This is a genomic window from Kaistia adipata DSM 17808 (genome assembly GCF_000423225.1).
GTDB classification, from domain to species: domain Bacteria; phylum Pseudomonadota; class Alphaproteobacteria; order Rhizobiales; family Kaistiaceae; genus Kaistia; species Kaistia adipata.
Window position 1 is genome coordinate 1,124,014 of record NZ_KE383991.1, and the last position, 20,783, is coordinate 1,144,796.

19 protein-coding genes are annotated in these 20,783 nt (G+C 67.7%); 8 read left to right on the forward strand and 11 right to left on the reverse strand.

Annotation, left to right across the window (positions count from 1 at the left end):
* Positions 1–48 precede the first annotated feature (48 nt).
* A complete protein-coding gene (locus G539_RS0118180; RefSeq protein ID WP_029076467.1) occupies positions 49–804 on the forward strand; it encodes an SDR family oxidoreductase in 756 nt (251 codons plus the stop codon).
* 55 nt (positions 805–859) lie between these two features.
* A complete protein-coding gene (locus tag G539_RS0118185) occupies positions 860–1,927 on the forward strand; it encodes a D-TA family PLP-dependent enzyme (RefSeq protein WP_029076468.1) in 1,068 nt (355 codons plus the stop codon).
* Positions 1,928–1,977: 50 nt separating this feature from the next.
* On the opposite strand, the gene G539_RS0118190 is transcribed toward G539_RS0118185, so the two are convergent.
* Positions 1,978–2,340, reverse strand: coding sequence for a hypothetical protein (locus G539_RS0118190; RefSeq protein ID WP_029076469.1), 363 nt, complete (start codon positions 2,338–2,340; stop codon positions 1,978–1,980).
* A 251-nt stretch (positions 2,341–2,591) separates the two neighbouring features.
* Between G539_RS0118190 and G539_RS0118195 the strand changes: the two genes are divergently transcribed.
* Positions 2,592–3,869: an L-fuconate dehydratase gene (locus G539_RS0118195; RefSeq protein ID WP_029076470.1), complete on the forward strand. Its 1,278-nt coding sequence runs from the start codon at positions 2,592–2,594 to the stop codon at positions 3,867–3,869.
* Positions 3,870–3,969: 100 nt separating this feature from the next.
* Complete coding sequence (locus tag G539_RS0118200; protein WP_051231615.1) at positions 3,970–5,070, forward strand: transporter substrate-binding domain-containing protein; 1,101 nt, start codon at positions 3,970–3,972, stop codon at positions 5,068–5,070.
* 38 nt (positions 5,071–5,108) lie between these two features.
* On the opposite strand, the gene G539_RS0118205 is transcribed toward G539_RS0118200, so the two are convergent.
* The gene (locus G539_RS0118205) at positions 5,109–5,291 is read right to left on the reverse strand and encodes a hypothetical protein (RefSeq protein ID WP_029076472.1); all 183 of its coding nucleotides are present in this window, start codon (positions 5,289–5,291) and stop codon (positions 5,109–5,111) included.
* A gap of 205 nt (positions 5,292–5,496) precedes the next feature.
* Between G539_RS0118205 and G539_RS0118210 the strand changes: the two genes are divergently transcribed.
* On the forward strand, positions 5,497–5,712 hold the full coding sequence (locus G539_RS0118210) for a hypothetical protein (protein ID WP_029076473.1): 216 nt from the start codon (positions 5,497–5,499) through the stop codon (positions 5,710–5,712).
* A 54-nt stretch (positions 5,713–5,766) separates the two neighbouring features.
* Here G539_RS0118210 and G539_RS0118215 read toward each other — a convergent pair whose 3' ends face one another.
* Together G539_RS0118215 and betI are read right to left on the reverse strand one after the other, a co-directional pair.
* Positions 5,767–6,387 (reverse strand): hypothetical protein, encoded by a 621-nt coding sequence (locus G539_RS0118215; RefSeq protein WP_245576919.1) that lies wholly within the window; start codon positions 6,385–6,387, stop codon positions 5,767–5,769.
* Between the two features lie 151 nt (positions 6,388–6,538).
* Entirely contained in the window at positions 6,539–8,530 is a 1,992-nt protein-coding gene (gene betI / locus G539_RS0118220) for a transcriptional regulator BetI (protein ID WP_029076475.1), read from the reverse strand.
* Positions 8,531–8,879: 349 nt separating this feature from the next.
* On the opposite strand from betI, the gene G539_RS0118225 reads away from it, so the two are divergent.
* The 3 genes from G539_RS0118225 to choV all read left to right on the forward strand — a co-directional run bounded on the left by G539_RS0118225 (position 8,880) and on the right by choV (position 11,979).
* Entirely contained in the window at positions 8,880–9,830 is a 951-nt protein-coding gene (locus G539_RS0118225) for a choline ABC transporter substrate-binding protein (protein ID WP_029076476.1), read from the forward strand.
* 116 nt (positions 9,831–9,946) lie between these two features.
* Positions 9,947–10,798: a choline ABC transporter permease subunit gene (gene choW, locus G539_RS0118230; RefSeq protein WP_029076477.1), complete on the forward strand. Its 852-nt coding sequence runs from the start codon at positions 9,947–9,949 to the stop codon at positions 10,796–10,798.
* A 2-nt stretch (positions 10,799–10,800) separates the two neighbouring features.
* Complete coding sequence (gene choV, locus G539_RS0118235; protein ID WP_029076478.1) at positions 10,801–11,979, forward strand: choline ABC transporter ATP-binding protein; 1,179 nt, start codon at positions 10,801–10,803, stop codon at positions 11,977–11,979.
* 3 nt (positions 11,980–11,982) lie between these two features.
* On the opposite strand, the gene G539_RS0118240 is transcribed toward choV, so the two are convergent.
* From G539_RS0118240 to G539_RS25370, 7 genes are all read right to left on the reverse strand, one after another.
* Complete coding sequence (locus tag G539_RS0118240; protein WP_029076479.1) at positions 11,983–13,161, reverse strand: M24 family metallopeptidase; 1,179 nt, start codon at positions 13,159–13,161, stop codon at positions 11,983–11,985.
* Between the two features lie 163 nt (positions 13,162–13,324).
* Positions 13,325–14,695 (reverse strand): LLM class flavin-dependent oxidoreductase, encoded by a 1,371-nt coding sequence (locus G539_RS0118245; RefSeq protein WP_029076480.1) that lies wholly within the window; start codon positions 14,693–14,695, stop codon positions 13,325–13,327.
* A gap of 219 nt (positions 14,696–14,914) precedes the next feature.
* Positions 14,915–16,045, reverse strand: a complete 1,131-nt coding sequence (locus G539_RS0118250) for a pyridoxal-phosphate-dependent aminotransferase family protein (RefSeq protein WP_029076481.1) — start codon at positions 16,043–16,045, stop codon at positions 14,915–14,917.
* Between the two features lie 444 nt (positions 16,046–16,489).
* Positions 16,490–17,338, reverse strand: coding sequence for an ABC transporter permease (locus G539_RS0118255; RefSeq protein ID WP_029076482.1), 849 nt, complete (start codon positions 17,336–17,338; stop codon positions 16,490–16,492).
* A complete protein-coding gene (locus G539_RS25365; protein WP_169516665.1) occupies positions 17,335–18,216 on the reverse strand; it encodes an ABC transporter permease in 882 nt (293 codons plus the stop codon). Before G539_RS25365 ends, G539_RS0118255 begins: the two co-directional genes overlap by 4 nt.
* A gap of 298 nt (positions 18,217–18,514) precedes the next feature.
* Entirely contained in the window at positions 18,515–19,648 is a 1,134-nt protein-coding gene (locus tag G539_RS0118270) for a polyamine ABC transporter substrate-binding protein (RefSeq protein WP_084640060.1), read from the reverse strand.
* A gap of 11 nt (positions 19,649–19,659) precedes the next feature.
* Positions 19,660–20,778, reverse strand: coding sequence for an ABC transporter ATP-binding protein (locus tag G539_RS25370; RefSeq protein WP_051231619.1), 1,119 nt, complete (start codon positions 20,776–20,778; stop codon positions 19,660–19,662).
* Positions 20,779–20,783: the final 5 nt, after the last annotated feature.

The window sequence follows — 20,783 nt, forward strand, 5'->3', positions numbered from 1 at the left end:
CTTTGTCCGTCGATCCGGCGGAGCCTTGCCGCGGACGGAGGGAAGAGAATGTTCGGACTGAACGACAAGCATGTGGTGATCAGCGGCGCGGGCGGCGGCATCGGCCGTTCGATCGTGGCCGCCTTCCAGGCGGCGGGCGCCCGAGTGACGGCCTGCGACCGCGACGCGGCGCTTCTCGATGCGCTCGACGGCGTGACCAAATCGGTCTTCGAGCTGACCGACGCCGACGCGACCGAGCAGGCGGTCGCCGCGATCGTGGCGGAACAGGGGGCGCCCGACGTCCTCGTGAGCAATGCCGGCTTCAGCCGGGCCGAGACGATGGCCGGCGTCAACCAGCAAAGCTGGAACCAGGAAGTCGACATCAACCTGACGGGCAGCTTCAACCTGATCGACCCGATGCTGAAGGCGATGATCGCCAATGGCGGTGGCGCCGTGGTGATGACGTCGACCGTCAACGCGCTCGGTCACTACGGCAATCCCGCCTACGCGGCGGCGAAGGCCGGCCTCGTCGCCTATATGCGCGCCATCGCCGTCGAGCTCGGCCAAGACAACATCCGCGCCAACTGCATCTGCCCCGGCTCGGTGCGCACGCCCGCCTGGGACCACCGCGTCGCGAAGGATCCGGATCTGCTCGCCAAGGTCGTGGCCCACTACCCGCTCGGCAAGCTCGCGACCCCGGCCGACGTCGCCAACGCGGCCGTCTTCCTGGCCTCGCCGCTCGCCGGCGCCATCACCGGCGTCGCGCTGCCGGTCGATGCCGGCCTGACGGCCGGCAATCTGCGTTTCATCCGCGAAGTCCTCTGACGCGCGGCTCCACCCATCAAACCCGTTCGCCGGATGGCGACATGGTGAGGACATCATGCCGAGACATATCGATACGCTGCAGACGCCCTGCGTCCTAATCGACCTCGACCGCGCCGAGGCCAATCTGAAGCGCGCACAGGACTATGCCGACGCGCACGGCGTTCGCCTGCGCCCGCACATCAAGACCCACAAGCTCCCCCTCTTCGCCAAGCGCCAGCTCGAGCTCGGCGCCATCGGCATCACGTGCCAGAAGCTGGGCGAGGCCGAGGTGATGGCCGACGCGGGCATCGAGGACATCTTCCTGCCCTACAACCTGATGGCCCCGGAGAAGCTCTATCGGCTGAAGCAGCTGGCGCAGCGCGTCACCCTCGCCGTCACGGCCGACAGCACCTATGTCGTCGACGGCTATGCCGACACCTTCGCCGATTCCACCGACGCGCCGCTCCGCGTGCTGGTCGAATGCGACACCGGCGCGGGACGCTGCGGCGTGCAGACGCCGGACGACGCCGTGGCGCTCGCTCGCTACATCGCCGACAAGCCGGGCCTCGTCTTCGGCGGCCTGATGACCTATCCGCCGGCGGGCGACGCCGCTGGCGCGCGCAAGTGGCTGGAGGAAGCCGCCGGAAAGCTCGAGGCGGCCGGCCTGCCGGCCGAGACGATCTCGACCGGCGGCACGCCTGACATCTGGCGCGCCCACGAGACGCCACTCGCCACCGAATACCGGCCCGGAACCTACATCTACTATGACCGCTCGCTGGTCTCGCGCGGCGTCGCCGCGGTCGAGGACTGCGCCCTGACCGTGCTGGCGACCGTCGTCAGCCGGCCGACCGAGAACCGCGCGATCATCGACGCCGGCTCCAAGGCGCTGACCAGCGACCTGCTCGGCCAGAACGGCTACGGCATTGTGCTCGGCTATCCCGACGCCGTGATCTACGGCCAGAGCGAGGAGCACGCGAACATCGACTTCTCGGCCTCAGCCAAGAAGCCGGTCGTCGGCGAGCGCATCCGCATCCTGCCGAACCACGCCTGCCCGGTCTCGAACCTGTTCGACCACGTCAACCTGATCTCCGGCGACCACGTCGTCGAGACGGTCGAGGTGGCGGCGCGCGGCCGCGTCGACTGAGAATCGAGCGGGCGCTGCGGCCATGCCGCGGCGCCCGCGCCGGCTCGCGCCTACTCGCCGTCGGCGGCGTAGTCCTGCAGGCGCTTCGATTCCGCCGCGGTGCGCTGGCGCAGATCATTGAGGAAGGCGAGGTTGTTGCGGATCTCGATCAGGCGCACGTCGCCGCGCACCAGCAGCCGCTCGGCGTCGTTCAACATGGCGGCCGCGCCGGCCGTGTCGGGGTTCTCGCCCTCGATCATGTCGCCATAGAGAAAGGCCGCGCGGTTGCGAGCCTCCTCGATGCGCGCGGAAAGGCCGGCCAGTTCCTGCTCGACATCCTCGATCACGCGCACGATCACGTTTTCGACCGATGCCAGCCGCTCGACATCGCTGCGGACATCGCGCTGCTTGGAGCGGAAACGAGGAAACAGCACGTCAGGTCTCTCCCGGTGGATTGATCAACCGCTCGGCCAGCCGCCGAATCGCCACATTTGGATAATGCCGCATCACTTTCTGCTGGGCGATAGCCAAACAGCCCGCATCGCCTGGTTGTACAAGGCGGCGCGCCGTTGCCGAGGCACGGGGGCTGGGGTATTCGAGGGCTGGACGCACACCACGGCGCCCCCCACCGTGACGTCCGGCCCGGCCCCTCGGGGACGGGACTGACAGACGAAAGCTAGGACATATGACCCGCATCACTGGACTCCGCGTCTTCGATCTCCGCTTCCCGACCTCGCAATCGCTTGACGGTTCGGACGCGATGAATCCCGATCCGGACTATTCCGCCGCCTATGTCATCCTCGACACCGACAATCCCGAGCTCGCCGGCCATGGCCTGACCTTCACCATCGGCCGCGGCAACGAGATCTGCTGCGCCGCGATCAAGGCGCTCGACCATCTCGTCATCGGCCTCGAGCTCGACTGGATCAAGGAAGATCCCGGCCGCTTCTGGCGCCACATCACCGGCGACAGCCAGCTGCGCTGGATCGGCCCCGACAAGGGCGCTATCCATCTCGCCACCGGCGCCGTGGTCAACGCCGCCTGGGACCTCTGGGCCAAGGAAGCGAAGAAGCCGGTCTGGCAGCTCGTCGCCGAGATGACGCCGGAAGAGATCGTCAAGATCATCGACTTCCGCTACCTGACCGACGGCCTCACCCCGGGCGAGGCGCTGGCGATCCTGAAGCAGGCCGAGATCGGCAAGGCCGAGCGCATCGCCAAGCTCAAGGCAGAGGGCTATCCCTGCTACACCACCTCGGCCGGCTGGCTCGGCTACAGCGACGAGAAGCTGCGCCGGCTCTGCGAGGAGGCCGTCGACCAGGGCTTCAACCACATCAAGATGAAGGTCGGCCGCGATCTCGAGGACGACATCCGCCGCCTGAAGGCGGCCCGCGAGGTCATGGGTCCCGACCGCTTCCTGATGATCGACGCCAATCAGGTCTGGGAAGTCGACGCGGCGATCGACTGGGTCAAGCAACTCGCCTTCGCCAAGCCCTACTTCATCGAGGAGCCGACCAGCCCCGACGACGTCGAGGGCCACCGCAAGATCCGCGAGGGCGTCGCGCCGATCAAGGTCGCGACCGGCGAGATGTGCCAGAACCGCATCATGTTCAAGCAGTTCATCATGCGCAACGCGATCGACATCGTGCAGATCGACGCCTGTCGCATCGGCGGCCTGAACGAGGTCCTCGCGGTGCTGCTGATGGCCGCCAAGTACGGCAAGCCGGTCTGGCCGCATGCCGGCGGCGTCGGCCTCTGCGAATATGTGCAGCACCTCTCGATGATCGACTATCTCGTCGTCTCCGGCACCAAGGACGGCCGCGTGATCGAGTATGTCGACCACCTGCACGAGCACTTCATCGAGCCCTGCGACATCCAGAACGCGGCCTACATGCCGCCGAAGCTGCCGGGCTTCTCGATCGAGATGAAGCCGGAGTCGATTGCCGCGCACACCTTCGCCGGATAAATCATGGAGGGAGAGGCCGCTGGCCTCTCCCTGAAGCCCGCACGCTGGCGTTGCGCCGGCGCTCTTGGCCGCTTCGGGACGAAGCGACCAGGACAATGCGATGCGTCGGATTTTCCTTGCACTCGCGAGCCTCGTGCTCCTCCTCGGTGACCGGCCGGCCCATGCCCAGGAGCCGAGCTCCGCGCAGACCTCCCCGCCCGCCGCCAAACGCGAGCTGGTGATCGGCACCAAGCAGGCGCCACCCTTCGCCATCAAGGATGCCAACGGCACCTGGACCGGCATCAGCATCGATCTCTGGCAGCGCATCGCCGAGAAGGAGGGCCTCCCCTACCGCCTGGTCGAGGAACCGACCGTCGACGCGCTGATCGACGGCACCGCCACCGGGCGCTATGACGCCGCCGTCGCCGCCCTGACCATCACCGGTCCGCGCGCGGAAGTCATCGATTTCAGCCAGCCCTTCTACCGCACCGGCCTCGGCATCGCTGTGTCGCTGACCGGGGCGTCGCGCTGGATGCTCATCGTCAACACCATCCTGTCGTTCGGCTTCCTGCAGGCGGTCGGCGCCCTGATCGGCCTCGCCCTCCTCGTCGGCGTCCTCATCTGGATCTTCGAGCGGCGGCGCAACGAGCATTTTGGTGGCGGCGCGCGCGGCATCGGCGCCTCGATCTGGTGGTCGGCCGAAGCGATGACGCAGGCAAGCACGGGCTTCCACGCGCCGATCACGCTGGCGGGCCGCACGCTCGCCGTGCTCTGGATGGCCGTCTCGATCATCGCCATCGCCGTGTTCACGGCCGGCGTCACCTCGGCCCTGACGACCAGGACGCTGCAGGGCCTGGTCAACTCACCGGACGATCTGGCGTCGGTCCGGGTCGGCGCGGTCGTCGATTCCTCGACCATCGACTACCTGGTCCACCAGCGTATCAACTATCGAGGCTTCGCGACGCCCGACGCGGGACTCAAGGCGCTGAAGGCGGGCGAGATCGACGCCTTCGTCTATGACAAGCCGCTGCTCGCCTGGGTCGTGATGCAGAACTATTCATCGTCCATCGAGGTGCTGGACATGGTCTTCGATCCGCAGAACTACGGCATCGCCCTGCCCCTCGGCAGCCCCCTGCGCAAGGAGATCGACGTCTCCCTGCTGGAAGCCGTGCAGAGCGACTGGTGGAAGCAGACCCTGTTCCGCTATCTCGGCGAGCGATGAGACGCCCGTCGCCGTCCCGCCCCCGCATGCCCCCGAGGTCAGGCCTTGCTGCCGCCGACGTCCTCCAGCATGTGCTCGACGGCCATGATCGCGTTCTCCAGGTCGGAGATCTTCCGAAGCGCGCCATCCGTCGGCAGGCCGCCCGCATCGACAGCCTGGGTGATCAGCTTCTGCTGCGCCTCGACCAGTCGGGCGCGGAGCGCCGTCAGCTTCTTGTTCATCGGCATGACCCTTGATTTCTCCATCGCTTTTACATGTCCGTCATGAGGCACCCGCACGAAAATCCGTCAATCACTGCTGCATTGCAACCAGCAACATCCTGTGGATGAGGCAGGATGGCCAACGCAGGCCCAGACGCGGCGCTTGACCGAATCTCGCCTGGAGCAGAGTCTTCCGGTTGGTTCATCTCGACAGGGCGGTCGAATTATGTCGCGACGAATTTTCCTGACGACGGCGCTCGACCGTTTGGTCGATGAAGGTCAGATCTCCCGCCGCTCCAACGCGCATCGCATCATCAAGCTCGTGATCGAGAACGGCGTCACCGTGCTCGATGACGATCAGCGCACCCTCTACGACAACGAACTCATTCCGAAGATCGAGGACGTCCAGATCCTTCGCGGCGCGACCGCGCGATCGGCCTGACGACAAGACAGGAAAAGACGCCGGCAGGCGACCCTGCCGACGCCGCGACGACGCTTACTTGGCCGCGAAGCAATAGATCAGGCCGGCGCCGCCCGTCCCCTGCAGCGCGGTCTGCGAACAGCCGCCGCGCGACAGGTGGGACGAATTCCACGATTTCGCCGCGTCGGACTCGTCGAGCCCCTTCCGGTCGTGATGGCCGACCATCGCCGCGCCTTCCTCGCCGCTCTTCGTCCAGTTGCCGCAGGTCTTGTCGTCGCCCGCCGGGAAGGCCGTGCCGTCCGGCTGGCTGCCGGTCAGGATGTCGTGTGTGTTCGGCTTGTCGCCGCGACCGTTGACCATGGCGCCCGTCTCGGTCAGGGCGGTCTCCTTGGTCAGATGGTTGCCGGCGCTGTGCAGTTCCGCCACGTCCTTGGCGACGACGACGCCCTTGGCGTTCTGCCACGGCCCTGGGCCGATGCGGTCGCGCGCATTGACGGCGGCGACGCCGCCCGCCTCCTGCGTCGAGAGATAGGCCCGCCAGGTCTTGCCGCCGGCGCCGGCCTTCTCGGCCAGCGTCAGGCACAGCTTGTCGGCGCCCTCCAGCCCGCCGAGATCGGCGCCCTTGCCCGGCCCGGCGCTGGCGACGAAGAAGGTCATGGCACTTTCCTGGGCGCTCGCGGCGCCCCCGAGGCTCATCAACACGACCGACACGGCAAACGCTGTCGCTCCCACGATCCTCATCGTCACTCTCCCTCTGGCCAACCCCACGGAACACAATTCTTTCGCGCAACGCGCCGGATGCATTCCCGTTCCGATATAGGCGCCCAAAGGTCGCCGGCGAGGTGTCTCAGCCCGCACCGTTGCCGGAGAACTCGATCGCGACGCGCTTCCGGCGCGTGTAGCGGTCGAACGACAGAAGGTCGGCTCCCGCTGCGGCGTCGGCCGGCAAATCCCGGAAATTGATCCAGCACGCGGCCGCGCGCAGGTGACGGCTCAACCGCTCGGCGCGCCCGAGGTCGGGCGTGAACAGGAAGACGGTGCCAGCGCCCGCCGCCAAGTCGACCCGACGGAGCGCCTCCGCCTCGTCGGCGAAACCGGCCAGCAGGACGACGCCCGGACAGTCCGCCTCGAACCACGCCGTCCCGCCGGCGTCCTGCTCCAGGATCGTCGGCGCCAGGAACGCTCCAGACGGCAAGGCCGCCACGCGGCTGCCCCCCGCCAGCAGGCGAGCGCCGCCGGCAAGGGCCGCATCGACGGCGGCAAGGGCCACTTCCGGATGCTGCGCCGCCCCCATCGCGCCGTGCTCGGTACGCGCATCGAGCGGGTCGCCCGTCACCAGTCGCCCGGTCGCCGCCAGCAATCGTTCGACGAAGGCCGCCTTCGCGCCCTGCTGCACGAGCACCCGGCACGGCCCGCCAAACCGGGCTGCCCCGGCGCGGAACGCCACTTCGAGCGTCATCGCCACGGCGATGTCGGGATCGGCGCCGTCGAACACGACCAGCGTGGCGCCGCCCTCCCCGTTACAGCCTGCCGCCATCTGGTCGATGCCCGGATGCTCGGCCAGAGCACGGCCGAGCTCTTCCGCGCCATGCAGGTGATTGACGGCGCCGGCCGGCAGCCCGGCTCCCTCGAGGATGGCGGCGAGCCTTGCCAGCACGAGCGGCGCATCCCCTGACGACTGCAGGATCAGCGCATTGCCCGCCGCAAGCGCCGGCGCGGCCCGAAGCGCGGCGGCGTAGAGCGGCCGGGATCCCGCACCGAGCATCGCGACAATGCCGGCCGGCTCGCGCCGGATCGTTCCCAGTCGACCTAGGCCCAGTTCGAGCGCGTCGTCGGCACGCGGGACCTCCGCGAGCGCGGCACAACGGGCAAAGCAGTCCGCCGCGATGGCGACGTCGGCCAGCGTGTAGCGGATCGGCCGCCCCGTCTCGGCGGCTTCAAGATGCGCGATCGCCTGGTCCTGCGCGCGCAGTTGGTCCGCCACGCGACGGAGCACGCGGCCGCGCTCTGCGCCGTCCAGAGCGGCCCATGCGGCCTGTCCGCGCCGGGCGGCGGCGATTGCCGCCTCGAGATCGTCCGGCGTCGCCAGCTCGATCTCCGCCAGCACCTCTCCGGTCGCCGGATTGTTCGCCCGGATCCGTACGCGTCCGCCGCCGAGGACGGCGCGGCCGGCAATGTGCTGCCCGGAGACTTTGTCGCCGCCGTCCGGCCTGGCCCTGCCATCCTCAGGCGCCCGAGCCCGGATGACGGCCAGTTCGGCATCGACCAGCGCCGTGGCGATGGCGCGGGCGCCGGAGCCCTCCTGCTCGCCCTCGGCGACGAGGGTCGCGCGCAGCCAGAGACCATCGATGATGGACGCGATCGTCACCGCCAGATGTTCCGCGTCGCGCGCCGGCACCATCTGCCGCAAGGCGTGGCGCAGGTTCGACAGCATGCGCTTCTGGTAGACGTTCTGCACCCGGCGGAACCGGGCCGAATGGATCACCTGCCCCCAGAAGGCCAGCCAGACGCTCGCCGTGCGCCGGTCGAACTCCTCCGGCGCCAGGTTGGCGTCGATGACCGCCTGGACACGGGCGCGCGGCGAATGGGCCTCGACGAGCCGCTGCGAGACGAGCCGGCTGATGCGCCCCGCCATATGGCGCAAAGTCGCCTCGAGCAGGCCCTCCTTGTCGCCGAAATAATGCGCCACCAGGCCGGGCGACACGCCAGCGCGCCGGCCGATATCCATGAGCGTGCAGGCGGCGAAGCCGACATCGGCGAGCGATTCGATCGTCGCTTCGATCAGTTGGAGCCGACGCGCATCCTCGCCGTCCCCACGGACGGAGCCCGTCCCAGCCATGAAATCCCCTTCCGCCTCAAGCCCGTCTCGTCATGTACCGCGATTGAACGGTCGTTCAAAGCCCGAGGCGTCTGCATCATTATCGCATCCCGCAGCCGTCTCATCCTGATCAATTCATCATAAAAATCGCATGTTTCGGCCATTCAAAAGCATTGAACAGTCATTCAATTGAATTCAGACAGCACTCATCGCCACTCCGGGGACATCGATAAAATCAAGTGCGATGGACACATCGCCACGGGGACTATCCTTCGACGAGCGTTTAGGACGCTTCATCGCCGCCATCCCTGCGCTATGCTTGCGCAATTCGACGATCGCCTGGCCACGCCGCCTTTTGGAGAAGTACAGAATGCTCAGTTCGATGTTTGCGAAGTCCCTGGCGACTGCGACCTGCCTGCTCGCGCTGGCCGGGACAGCATCGGCGGCCGAGCCCGCCGCCTGCAAGACCGTTCGCTTCTCCGACGTCGGCTGGACCGACATCTCGGCGACGACCGGCCTCACCTCGCGCATCCTGACCGGCCTCGGCTACGAGCCGAAGCTGCAGGTGCTGTCGGTGCCGGTCACCTACGCCTCGCTGAAGAACAAGGACATCGACGTCTTCCTCGGCAACTGGCTGCCCTCGATGGCCGCCGACCTGCAGCCCTACCAGGACGACGGCTCGGTCGAAGTGGTCGGCGTCAATCTCGAAGGCGCGAAATATACGCTCGCCGTGCCGAGCTATCTGTTCGACGAGGGCCTGAAGACCTTCGCCGACATCGCCAAGTTCAAGGACAAGCTCGACGGCAAACTCTACGGCATCGAGCCCGGCAATGACGGCAACCGGCTGATCCTCGACATGATCAAGGCCGACAAGTTCGGCCTCGGCTCGTTCGAGCTGGTCGAGTCGAGCGAGCAGGGCATGCTGGCCCAGGTCGATCGCGCCGGCCGCAAGAAGGACGCGATCGTCTTCCTCGGCTGGGCGCCGCACCCGATGAACGAGAAGTTCGCCATGCAGTATCTCGACGGCGGCGACGAGGTGTTCGGCCCCAATTTCGGTGGCGCGACGGTTTCGACCAGCGTTCGCAAGGGTTATCTCGAGGAGTGCCCGAATGTCGGCGCGCTGCTCAAGAACATGAAGTTCACCCTGCCGATCGAGGGCCAGGTGATGGCGAGCATCCTCGACGACGGCAAGGAGCCGGTCGCCGCTGCCGAGGCCTGGCTGAAGGCCAACCCCGACCAGGTCGACACCTGGCTCGCCGGCGTCACCACGATCGACGGCCAGCCGGGCGCTGCCGCCGTGAAGCAGAGCCTCGGCCTGTGATCCACAGGGGGCGGCGCCAGCCGCCGTCCCATCCGACGACGATCGGGGCGGCCTGCGTCGCCCCGGCGGCCCCGGTAGAGGGCCCATGGAGACAACCGCGATGACGGCCGCACGCCATGTATGACTGGCTGACCGAGCACAAGATCCCGCTCGGACCCTGGATCAAGAGCTTCGTCGACTTCCTGAACCAGCACCTGCAGTGGCTGTTCGACGGAATCTCGCTCGTCCTCGGCACGCTCATCGAGGGGCTGACCGGCCTTCTGCTTGCCACGCCGCCGCTGCTCCTGACCGCGCTGTTCGCCGCCCTCGCCTACTTCCTGCACCGATCGGTCAAGCTGGCGGCCTTCACCTTCGTCGCCTTCCTGGTCGTCATCAATCTCGGCTACTGGCAGCCGACCATCGAGACGCTGTCGCTGGTGATCTGGGCGACGCTGGTCTGCGTCGCGGTCGGCGTGCCGCTCGGCATCGCCGCGGCGCATCGGCCCTGGCTCTATGCCGGCATTCGGCCGATCCTCGACCTGATGCAGACCATCCCGACCTTCGTCTACCTGATCCCGACCCTTGTGCTGTTCGGCCTCGGCGTCGTGCCGGGCCTGATCTCGACCGTCATCTTCGCGCTGCCCGCGCCGATCCGCCTGACCCATCTCGGCATCACCTCGGTGCCGACGCAGCTGCGCGAGGCGGGCGAGGCCTTCGGCGCGACGAAGCGGCAGCTGCTCTACAAAGTGGAGCTGCCGCATGCGATGCCGACCATCATGGCCGGCATCACCCAGTGCATCATGCTGTCGCTGTCGATGGTGGTGATCGCGGCGCTGGTCGGCGCCGACGGGCTGGGCAAGCCGGTCGTCCGGGCGCTGAACTCGGTCAATATCGGCATGGGCTTCGAGGCCGGCGCGGCAATCGTGCTGCTCGCCATCGTGCTCGACCGGGTGTGCAAGCGCCCCGAACGCAAGGCCGGAGGACGCTGAGCATGGTCGCCATCCAGTTCGACAAGGTCGACATCGTCTTCGGCGAGCGCCGCAAGCAGGCGCTCGCGCTGCTCGACCAGGGCAAGACCCGCGACGAGATCCTGGCCGAGACCGGCGCGGTGATCGGCGCCGCCGGCATCGATCTCGCCGTCGAGCGCGGTGAGATCTGCGTGCTGATGGGCCTTTCGGGCTCCGGCAAGTCGACGGTGCTGCGCGCCGTCAACGGCCTCAACCCGGTCGCCCGTGGCGGCGTTTCGGTCCGCCACGATGGCGCGCCGGTCGAGGTCACGGACTGCGACGCCGACCGATTGCGCGAAATCCGGATGCGTACGGTCTCGATGGTGTTCCAGCAGTTCGGCCTGCTGCCCTGGCGCACGGTGCGCGAGAATGTCGGCTTCGGGCTCGAGATCCGCGGCATGAAGGCGGCCGAGCGCAGGCGCATCGTCGACGAGAAGCTCGCCATGGTCGGGCTGGCGCAATGGGCCGACAAGCATGCGCACGAGCTTTCCGGCGGCATGCAGCAGCGCGTCGGGCTGGCGCGGGCGTTCGCGACCGACGCCGACATCCTGCTGATGGACGAGCCGTTCTCGGCGCTCGATCCCCTGATCCGCGACAAGATGCAGGACGAGCTCCTGGAGCTGCAGCGGCGGATCCAGAAGACCATCCTCTTCGTCAGCCACGATCTCGACGAGGCGATGAAGATCGGCAACAAGATCGCCATCATGGAGGCCGGCCGCATCGTCCAGTGCGGTACGGCGGAAGACATCCTGCTCCGCCCGGCGACGCCCTATGTGGCGGAATTCGTCAAGCACACCAATCCCTTGAACGTGCTGCGCGGCCATTCCGTGATGACGCCCGCCTGTTCGGTCCGGCGCGACGACGGCACGGTGCTGCTCGATCGCGACGGGCTGGTGCGCATGCGCGTCGACGCCGGCGACCGCCCGGTCGGCGTCGAAGTGAACGGCCGCGAGGGCAGCCTCGGCCGCGTCAACGGCAATGCCGGCGCCTTCGACACGCCCTGCGATATCATCGTGGCCCCGGTCGAGCTGAAGCTCGCCACCACGATCGCACTGAAGCGGAAGACCGACCATCCGATCATCTTCGTCGATGCGGAGGGCAAGCTGGCCGGCCTCTGCGGCGACGACGAGATCTATGGCAGCCTGCTCCGTCGCAGCGCCTAAGCCCTAGATCAACCTGACGATTTCGTCCTGGATCGGCGTCATCACGCTGGGTCCGGCGACGGGATCAAGGAAGACGTTGATCTCCAGCCGGACGCCGAATTCGGGCAGGTAGATCGCCGGCTCGATGGAAAAACCGGTGCGCGGCAGGATGCGGCGAGTGTCGTGCGTCTCGAGATTGTCGAGGTTGACGCCGAGCCCGTGCAGCCACTTGCCAGGCCCCATGCTGTGGCCGGTGCGATGGTGGAAATTCTCGCCATAGCCGGCCACCGAAATGATGCCACGGGCAACGTCGTCGACCTGCCAGCCCTCCAGCACCACGCCCGATTGCCAAGCCTTTTCAATTGCTTCGAGCGCACCGTCGCGGGCGCGGCGGACGATGTCGAACACGGATTGCAGCTTCGGCGGCACAACGGCACCGGCATAGGCGCCCCAGGCGATGTCGGAATAGACGTTGCGCTCGCCCGGATAGCGCGCCCAGAAATCGATCAACAGCCAGTCGCCGGCGCCGATCGGGGCGGATCCCTCCGGCTGGGGCTCGTAGGAGACGATGCCGGAATGGTGGTTCACCTGCACGACCGGCGCTCCCTCCGTCTCCAGGCCGAGGCGCTCGAACTCGGAAAAGATGAAGCGCTGCAGCGCGTATTCCGTTAGCGGTTCGTTAACCCTGATGGCCGTTTTCACGCGCTCGAAGGCGGCGTCCTTGATGCCGGCAACGACGACGCAGGCGCGCTTGTGGGATTGAATCGCAAAATCGTCCCAGGCGGCGGCCGAGACCTGGAACAGGTCGGCCGAGGTGATGATGGCGTGGCCCCAGCTCCGGATCAGTTCGACCGTGCCGGCATCGGCGAAGGCGACGGCAGGGACGCCGCCCTCTTCCGAATATTCCATCGCCAGCCTCCGTGCCGGCCCGAGCAGTTCCCGAAGCATCGCCCGCATCTCGACCCAACCGCGATAGATCCGCTTCTCGAGGTCGACATCGTGGAAGAAGAACTGGTCCACGGTGTGGATCAGGAGCACTGGCACGCCGTCCCGCGGCACGACCAGGAAGGCGCGCCGGGTCGGCTGCCGGACGACGCCGAGGATGTGCCAGAGCAGCGGATTGCTGCCGCGATAGTCGACCAGCAGCCAGGCGTCGATGCCCTCTTCCTGCATGAAGCGCTGGGCGGTGTCGAGATCGAACATCGGCTGACTTTCCATAGACGGATGGGCTCTTCACCTCTCCCATAGGGAGAGGTCGACGCACAACGTGCGGCGGATGAGGGGATCAACCTTGTACGATGAGGTCACAACCCCTCACCCGGCCCTGCGGGCCGACCTCTCCCCATGGGAGAGGTAACGAAGCCCCCTACCCCCGCCGGTACTTCCGGCCGGGGTGGTCGTCGCGCAACTGCCTCTGCCCCGCGCCATAGAGGCTCTCGCGAAACGTTGAGCCCGCATAGGCCGGGCGCATCAGGCCGCGCCGGCGCAATTCCGGCACGACGTATTTCACCGTGTCGGCGAAGGTGCCGGGGCGGATCGCGTAGGTGATGTTGAAGCCGTCGAGATCGGCGATTTCGACCCAGCGCTGCATCTCGTCAGCGATGGTCGCGCCGGAGCCGACGAATTTCGGGCCCATGCCGCCGACGCCCATGTAGTGGGCGATGTCGCGCAGGGTCCAGACGACGTCCGGATCGGCCCCGGCGAAGAGGTGACGGGTGAAATGCGCCGCGTTCGGGTTGATGTCGGTCAGCGGCCGGTCGGGATCGAGCTTCGAGACGTCGAGGCCGAGCGGCCCGGCGAACTGCACCATCGCGCCCTCGTAGTCGGCGTAGGAGAGCAGTTCGGCATATTTCTCGTCCGCCTCGCCGTCCGTCGCGCCAGCGACGATGGTGGTGACGGCGAAGATCTTGAGGCTGAGAGGATCCCGCCCCTGCGCCGCCGCGCTGGCGCGGATGTTGGCGACAACCGGCGCGATCACCTCCGGCCGCGTGCCGTGCACGAACACGCCCTCGGCATGGGTGGCGGCGAAGCTCTGGCCGCGCGCCGAAGAACCCGCCTGGAACAGCACCGGGGTGCGCTGCGGCGACGGCTCGGCGATGAAGGCGTCGGGCACGTCGAAATAGCGGCCGTGATGCGCGATCGGATGCACCCTGGCCGGATCGACATAGATGCCCTTCGCCTTGTCAATGACGACGGCGTCGTCCTCCCAGGAGCCTTCCCAGAGCTTGTAGAGCACCTCCATGAACTCGTCGCCGCGATCATAGCGCTCGTCATGCGAGAGCTGTTCGCCACGGCCGAGATTGCGGGCGGCGCTGTCGAGATAGGAAGTGACGATGTTCCAGCCGACGCGGCCATTGCTCGCATGATCGAGGCTCGTCATCTTGCGGGCGAAGGCATAGGGCTGCTCGTAGGTCAGCGACACCGTCGCCGCGAAGCCGAGATGTTTCGTCACCGCCGCCATGGCCGGGATGATGGTGAGCGGATCGTTGATCGGCACCTGAATCGCATTGCGCAGCGCCGCGTCCGGCTTGCCCTCATAGACGTCGAGCATGCCCAGCACGTCCGCGAGGAAGATCGAGTCGAACCCCGCTTCCTCCAGCATCACCGCGAGCTCGGTCCAGTAGGAGAGATCCTTGTAGCGGTGCGACTGGTCTTCCGGATGACGCCAGAGGCCGGCGGAAATGTTGACCGGCGAGCAGTTCTCGAAGGCGTTCAGATGGATGGTGCGGGCGGTCATGGGGACATCCGGACTGTTTGGAAGCGGGCGACGGGCATGATCTGACTTCTCACAACACCATCCTCAACATGCTGAGGAGGCCCGAAGGGCCGTCTCGAAGCACGCAGGGCGATCGTGCCGATTGATACCTGCCCTCAGCTCGTGCGTCCTTCGAGACGGCTTGCTCCGCAAGCCTCCTCAGGATGTTGGGAGCCGTGGGCTGCATGACTGCCATTGAACCTATGTCGACCCCGCCGGTTCGGCATCGGCATAGGTCGTCGCCACCGCCTCGATCGCAGCGTCGAGGTCGACGGGCTGGCCCAGCGCTGCGAGCGCCTGGCCATAGGCGACGACATTGGCCAGCACCGGCCGGTAGGCGGCGCGGGCGGCGGTGTGGTTCAACCGGACCAGCAGCGCCTCGACGCCGCCGACGCCGGGGCTGATCGCGGTCCCCTCACCCGCGCTTGCCGCCGCGACCAGCGCGTCGACATCGATGCCGCTAGGCACCGGCACGGCGGTGACGAGCGCCGAGGCGGCCGCGTCATCCTCGATCCACAGCGCGACACCGAGCGCCCGCAGGCCGGCGCGGGTGGCGCGCATGGCGAGCTGGTGGCGCTCGATCACGGTTTCGACGCCCTCTTCCTCCGCCTCGATCCGGTCGAGCGCCGCATCGAGCGCCCAGAATTCCAACGGCGCCGGCGTGCCGGGCAGCGCATCGGCGCCGCGATCCAGCCAGTTCTCCTTGAGGTCGAGCAGCGACAGGGTCGAAAGCCGCAGGGCGGGCGCCTCGGCAATCCTGGCCCAGGCGGCCTCGCTGACCGAGATGGCGGAAAGGCCGGCCGGCCCGGCCAGCGCCTTCTGCGGGCCGATGATCGCGATGTCGATGCCGAGCGTCTGAACCTCGAACGGATGCGCGCCGATCGAAGCGACGGCATCGACGACCAGCAGCGCGCCGCGCGCCTTGGCGGCTGCGGCGATCGCCGGCAGCGGGTTCAGGGATCCGTTCGCCGCCTCGCCATGCACCAGCACGACGACATCGACCCGTTCCATGCCGTCGAGCGCCGCCTGGAACGCCGCCAGCTCGACCGGCTTCCCGAGCTCGGCCACGACATTTTCGACATCAGCGCCACCCCGGCGCAGCCAGGTCGCGAAATACTCGCCATAGGGGCTGGTGACGACGTTGAGGACGCGAAGGCCCGGCTTGGCGAGGCTGGCCGCGACCGCCTCCAGCGCCACGACCGCCTCGGCCTGGACGAAGACGACATCGTCGAAGCTCCGCATCAGCGCGCCGATCCGGTCGGCGAGCACGGCATAGCCGACGCTGGGATAGGCGGGCGGATCGAGCAGGTCTTCGGCAGCGAACTCAGTCATCGATTATCGTCTCTTGCTGGAACCAGGTCCGGGGAACCTGGCTTTTCAAGCTTTGCTGGGAGAATACCGTCCTCAACATCCTGAGGAGGCCCGGAGGACCGTCTCGAAGGACGCAGGTGCTGGTGCGCGCTCAAGGGGAACTGGCAGACGCGTCGTGCGTCCTTCGAGACGGCTTTCTGCGAAAGCCTCCTCAGTGTCTGGCCCGTAATTGGACAAGGCCCGCCACGCCGCCTTCCCTTCACCTCTCCCTGAGGGAGAGGTCGGAGCGAAGCTCCGGGTGAGGGGATAGGGAACCATCCGGATAGGGCGTAACCCCTCACCCGCCGGCCTTCGGCCGTCGACCTCTCCCTCAGGGAGAGGTGAAAGAAGAGTGCCCCCTGCGTTGCGGGCCCAGACACTCAGGATGTCGGGGAATGGGGACTGCAATCTCTCCGCCTCCATCGTCTAGCCAGCCCCAGCCCGCCCTGGCTTCCGGCTCAGCTGGAAGCAGAGCGCGGCCAGCCCGAGCAGGGTCACCGTGAACAGGAAGACCACGGTCGCCGCCGCGTAGACGGAAGGCGCCGGGCCATATTGCAGGCTGCCATAGAGATAGACCGGCAGCGTGTTGACGGTCGGCGTGGTCAGGAACGCCGCGACGACGAGGTTGTCGAAGCAGAAGGCGTAGGACATCAGCCCGCCGGCGAGGATCGCCGGCAGGAGCTGCGGCAGGATGATGAACCAGAGCGTCTTCAGGCGCGTGCTGCCGAGATCGGCCGCGGCCTCCTCCAGCCTCGGATCGAGCGTCAGAGCGCGGGCCCGGACAATGAGCGCCGTGACGGCGATCGCCGCCGGCGTGATGCCGGCGATCAGCGTCGCGGCGCCGAGCGGCACGCCGGTGACGGCATAGAACAGCAGCAGCGACACGCCGATGACCACTTCCGGCACAATCAGCAGGATGTAGGTCAGCCCCGACAGCCACCAGCGCACCCGGGCGCTGGGATGGCGCACCAGCGCGTAGCCGAGCGAGGTCCCCATGGCGAGCGCGATCAGCGCCGCCCAGAAGGCGACATAGAGGCTGGTCTGGACGGAGCGCCGCAGCGCCAGGTCGTTCCAGGCGGCCGGATACCAGTCGAGCGTCCAGCCGGTGAACTGCGCCGTCTGCTTGCCGACGATGCCGGCATTGAACGAATAGAGGATCGAGACGGCGATCGGCGCGAACAGGAACAGGATCGCGAGCGCGAACCAGAGCGCCAGCCCGGCATCGGTGGCGCGGACGGCGCCCTGCCCCTTCGTGCTGACGGCGCGCGCGGTCATGCCGGCACCGTGGCGAAGCCCTTGGTCAGGCGCGCCAGCGCCGCGACGAGGATGGCGACCGCGATCAGCACCAGCACGGCCATGGCCGAGCCGAGCGCATAGTTCTGCGACTGCATGTATTGCGACTGGATCGCCTGCCCCATCAGCACGCCGCGGCTGCCGCCGAGCAGGCGCGGGATCACCATCTCGCCCAGCATCGGCACGGCGGTGAGCAGCACGGCGGTGGCGATGCCCGGCCGCGCGAGCGGCAGCGTCACCGCGTAGAAGGTTTGCCAACGACTGGCGCCGAGGTCGCGGCTCGCCTCCAGCAGCGCCGGCGGAATGCGGTCGAGCACGACGAAGAGCGGCACGATGGCAATCGGCAGGTAGGCATAGACCATGCCGATGAAGACCGCCGTCTTGGTATCGAGCAGGTCAAGCGGCCCGGAATGCAGATGAAGCGCGTTGAGCACGGTCTCCAAGACACCGCCGCGCGCCAGGAGGATCTGCCAGGACATGACGCGGACGAGGAACGACGAGAAATAGGGAACGAGGATCAGCACCAGCGCCAGCGTGCGGAAGCGGCCGGCCTTGCGGGCGATGAAATAGGCGACCGGGAAGGCGACCGCGAGACAGAGCGCCGAGGCCGTCACCGCGAACTGCACCGTGCGCAGGAAGGTCGTCAGGTAGAAGCCGGAAAGCGCGGTCTGGTAGTTCTTCAGCGTGAAGCCGAGCTCGACCGCGCCGAACAGCGAGTTGCCGAAGGAATAGACGACGGTGAAGCAAAGCGGCGCCAGGAAGAACACCGCCAGCCAGAGCGTCGGGATCGCGGCGAAGCCATGATCGGCCCACCGCACCGGCGCGGCAAGCCGGGCGTTGGCGCGATCAGGTTGCTTCACGAAGGTCATTGGTCCTCTGGATGCCAGCTCATCTCATCCTGCGCATCGTCCCTTGCACAACGCAGCTCGTGATCCTGCTCCGCCATCATCCTGAGGTGCTTCGCGTGAGCGAAGCCTCGAAGGAGCGTCCAGCCAGATGCTCTCGTGTTCAGACACAGCGTAGAACTGCGATGAAATCCGTCCGCGATCGGCATCAGGGCGTTCCCTGGACCCTCCTTCGAGGCCCGGCTTCGCCGGGCACCTCAGGATGATGGTCGAGATATGTGAAGGCGTTCCTTGGATAAAACGCGCTCGCTCCTCAGCCGCCCGCCGCGGCCTGGATCTCGGTCTGCACCTCGAGATAGACGCCGATCGTCGCCGGATCGACGACGAAGGAGGTCAGCTTGTCGAAGTCGAGGTCCTTGCCGCCGAAGATCAGGTCGACGTTCTTGGTGTCGGCCGGGAGCTTGTCGCGCAGGCCGGCGAGCGCGGCCGGGAAGCCGATATACTGCGTCTCCGAGATCTGCACCGCCGGCTCCAGCTGGTAGGCCAGGAAGTCGTAGACCTGGTCGAGGTTGGGCGCCTTGGCGGGAATGGCGTAGTTGTCGACCCAGAGCTCGCTCATCGGGCCGGGTACGACGAATTTCAGCTTCGGATTGAGCGCGATCGCCGCGCGCGCCGTGCCCTGGTTGGTCTGGGCCAGCACGATGGAGCCGTTGGCGAGCTGGTTCGGATCGAGGCCGGCGAAGGTCTTCACATGCTTGGCGAAGGCCTTGATCTCCTCGCCGGCGGCGCGGATCTCGGCCTCGGTCGCCTTGTTCCAGTCCTTGCCGTGGGTCCAGAGCGACATGCCGATGGTCTCCCAGCCGGAATCCGACAGGCGGACCTTGCCGCTGACGCCGGGCCTGGCGCCGGCGTCGAGGAAGTCCTGCCAGGTCTTGATCTCGCCGCCGACGGCTTCCGGATCGTAGACGACGCCGAGCACGCCCCAGTCCTTCGGGATCGAGTACTTGTTGCCGGGGTCGTAGTCGCGATCAAGCAGCGACTGGTCGAGCGAGGCGAGGTTCAGGCGGCTGTGGTCGATCTCCTGCAGCAGGCCGCGATCGGCCATCTGCTTGATCCAGCTCGAGCTCGGAATGACGAGGTCGAAATCCGCGCCGGCCGGGCTGTTGAGCTTGGCGAACAGCGTCTCGTTCGAATCGTAGGAGGTGATGCTCGGCGTCACGCCCGACTTGCGGGCATATTCGGCGAGGCTCTCGTTGGAGAAATAGTTCGGCCAGCTGAACACGTTGAGCGCGCCGCCGCTGGCGGTCTCGTCGGCGAACGCCTGGCCGGGGAAGGCCGACGGCAGCGCCAGCGCGGCGGGCGCCGCGCCGATCAGGCCGAGCATGAAGCGCCGGCTCAGCCCCGCGCGCTGGGCGGATCCCGGAAGAAGAGGCAGACGACGGCTCATGGCGTTTCCTTTCACGAGGACGAACGAAGGGGAAGCGGCTCGGTCCCGGCGCGATAGGCGCGCGCGGAAGAGGCCGCGAAGGTCACGGTGATCGCGTCGCCGGCATGCAGGCCGGCGCCATCCTGGCCGTCGCCGCGCGGCTCGATCGATTCGAACTCGACGCCGCCGGCGGTGACGGCGCGCAGCCGCAGCGAGGCCCCGAGCGCGACGACGTCGGCGATGCGCGCCGGGATGGCGTTGGGGCCGGCGGCGGCGGCGCGAGAAAAGCGGGTCTGCTCTGGGCGGACGACGACCAGCGCGGGATCGCCGGCCGCCAGGTCGGCCGCGACATGGCCGGCCAGGAGCGGGCCGAGGTCGGAGGTGAGCGCCTCGCCCTCGCCCAGCGTCGCGCGGATGCGGTTGGCGCTGCCCAGAAACAGCGCGACCCAGGCATCGACCGGCTGGTCGTAGAGCGTCGCCGGGTCGCCGATCTGGGCGAAGCGGCCGTCGCGCATCACGGCGAGGCGGTCGGCCATGCCGAACGCCTCCTCCTGGTCATGCGTGATGTAGATGAAGGTGGCGGCGAGCTCCGACTGGATGCGGCGGAGCTCGCGCTGCATCTCTTCACGCAGCTTCCGGTCCAGGGCGCCGAGCGGCTCGTCGAGCAGCAGCACGGCCGGCTCGTTGGCGAGCGCGCGGGCGAGCGCGACGCGCTGCTGCATGCCGCCCGACAGCTGGGCCGGCTTGCGGTCGGCGACGCCGGAGAGGCGGACGAGATCGAGCAGTTCGCCCGCCCGACGGCGGCGTTCGGCGCGTCCCACGCCGCGCATGCGCGGGCCGTAGGCGACATTGTCGAGGACGGAGAGATGCGGGAACAGCGCGTAGCTCTGGAACACGGTGTTGACGTCGCGCTGCTCGGGCGGCAGCGCCGTGACGTCGCGCCCGGCGATGAAGACCGAGCCCTCGTCGGGCGTCTCGAAGCCGCCGATGGTCCGCATCGCCGTCGTCTTGCCGCTGCCGCTCGGGCCGACGATCGCCAGGAACTCGCCGCGCGGCACGGCGAGCGACAGCCCGTCCAGCACCGTCTGCGCGCCGAAGCGCTTGACGACGCCCTTCAGGGCAACGGCGGTCTGGTCAGGGCTGATCGGCATGGCAG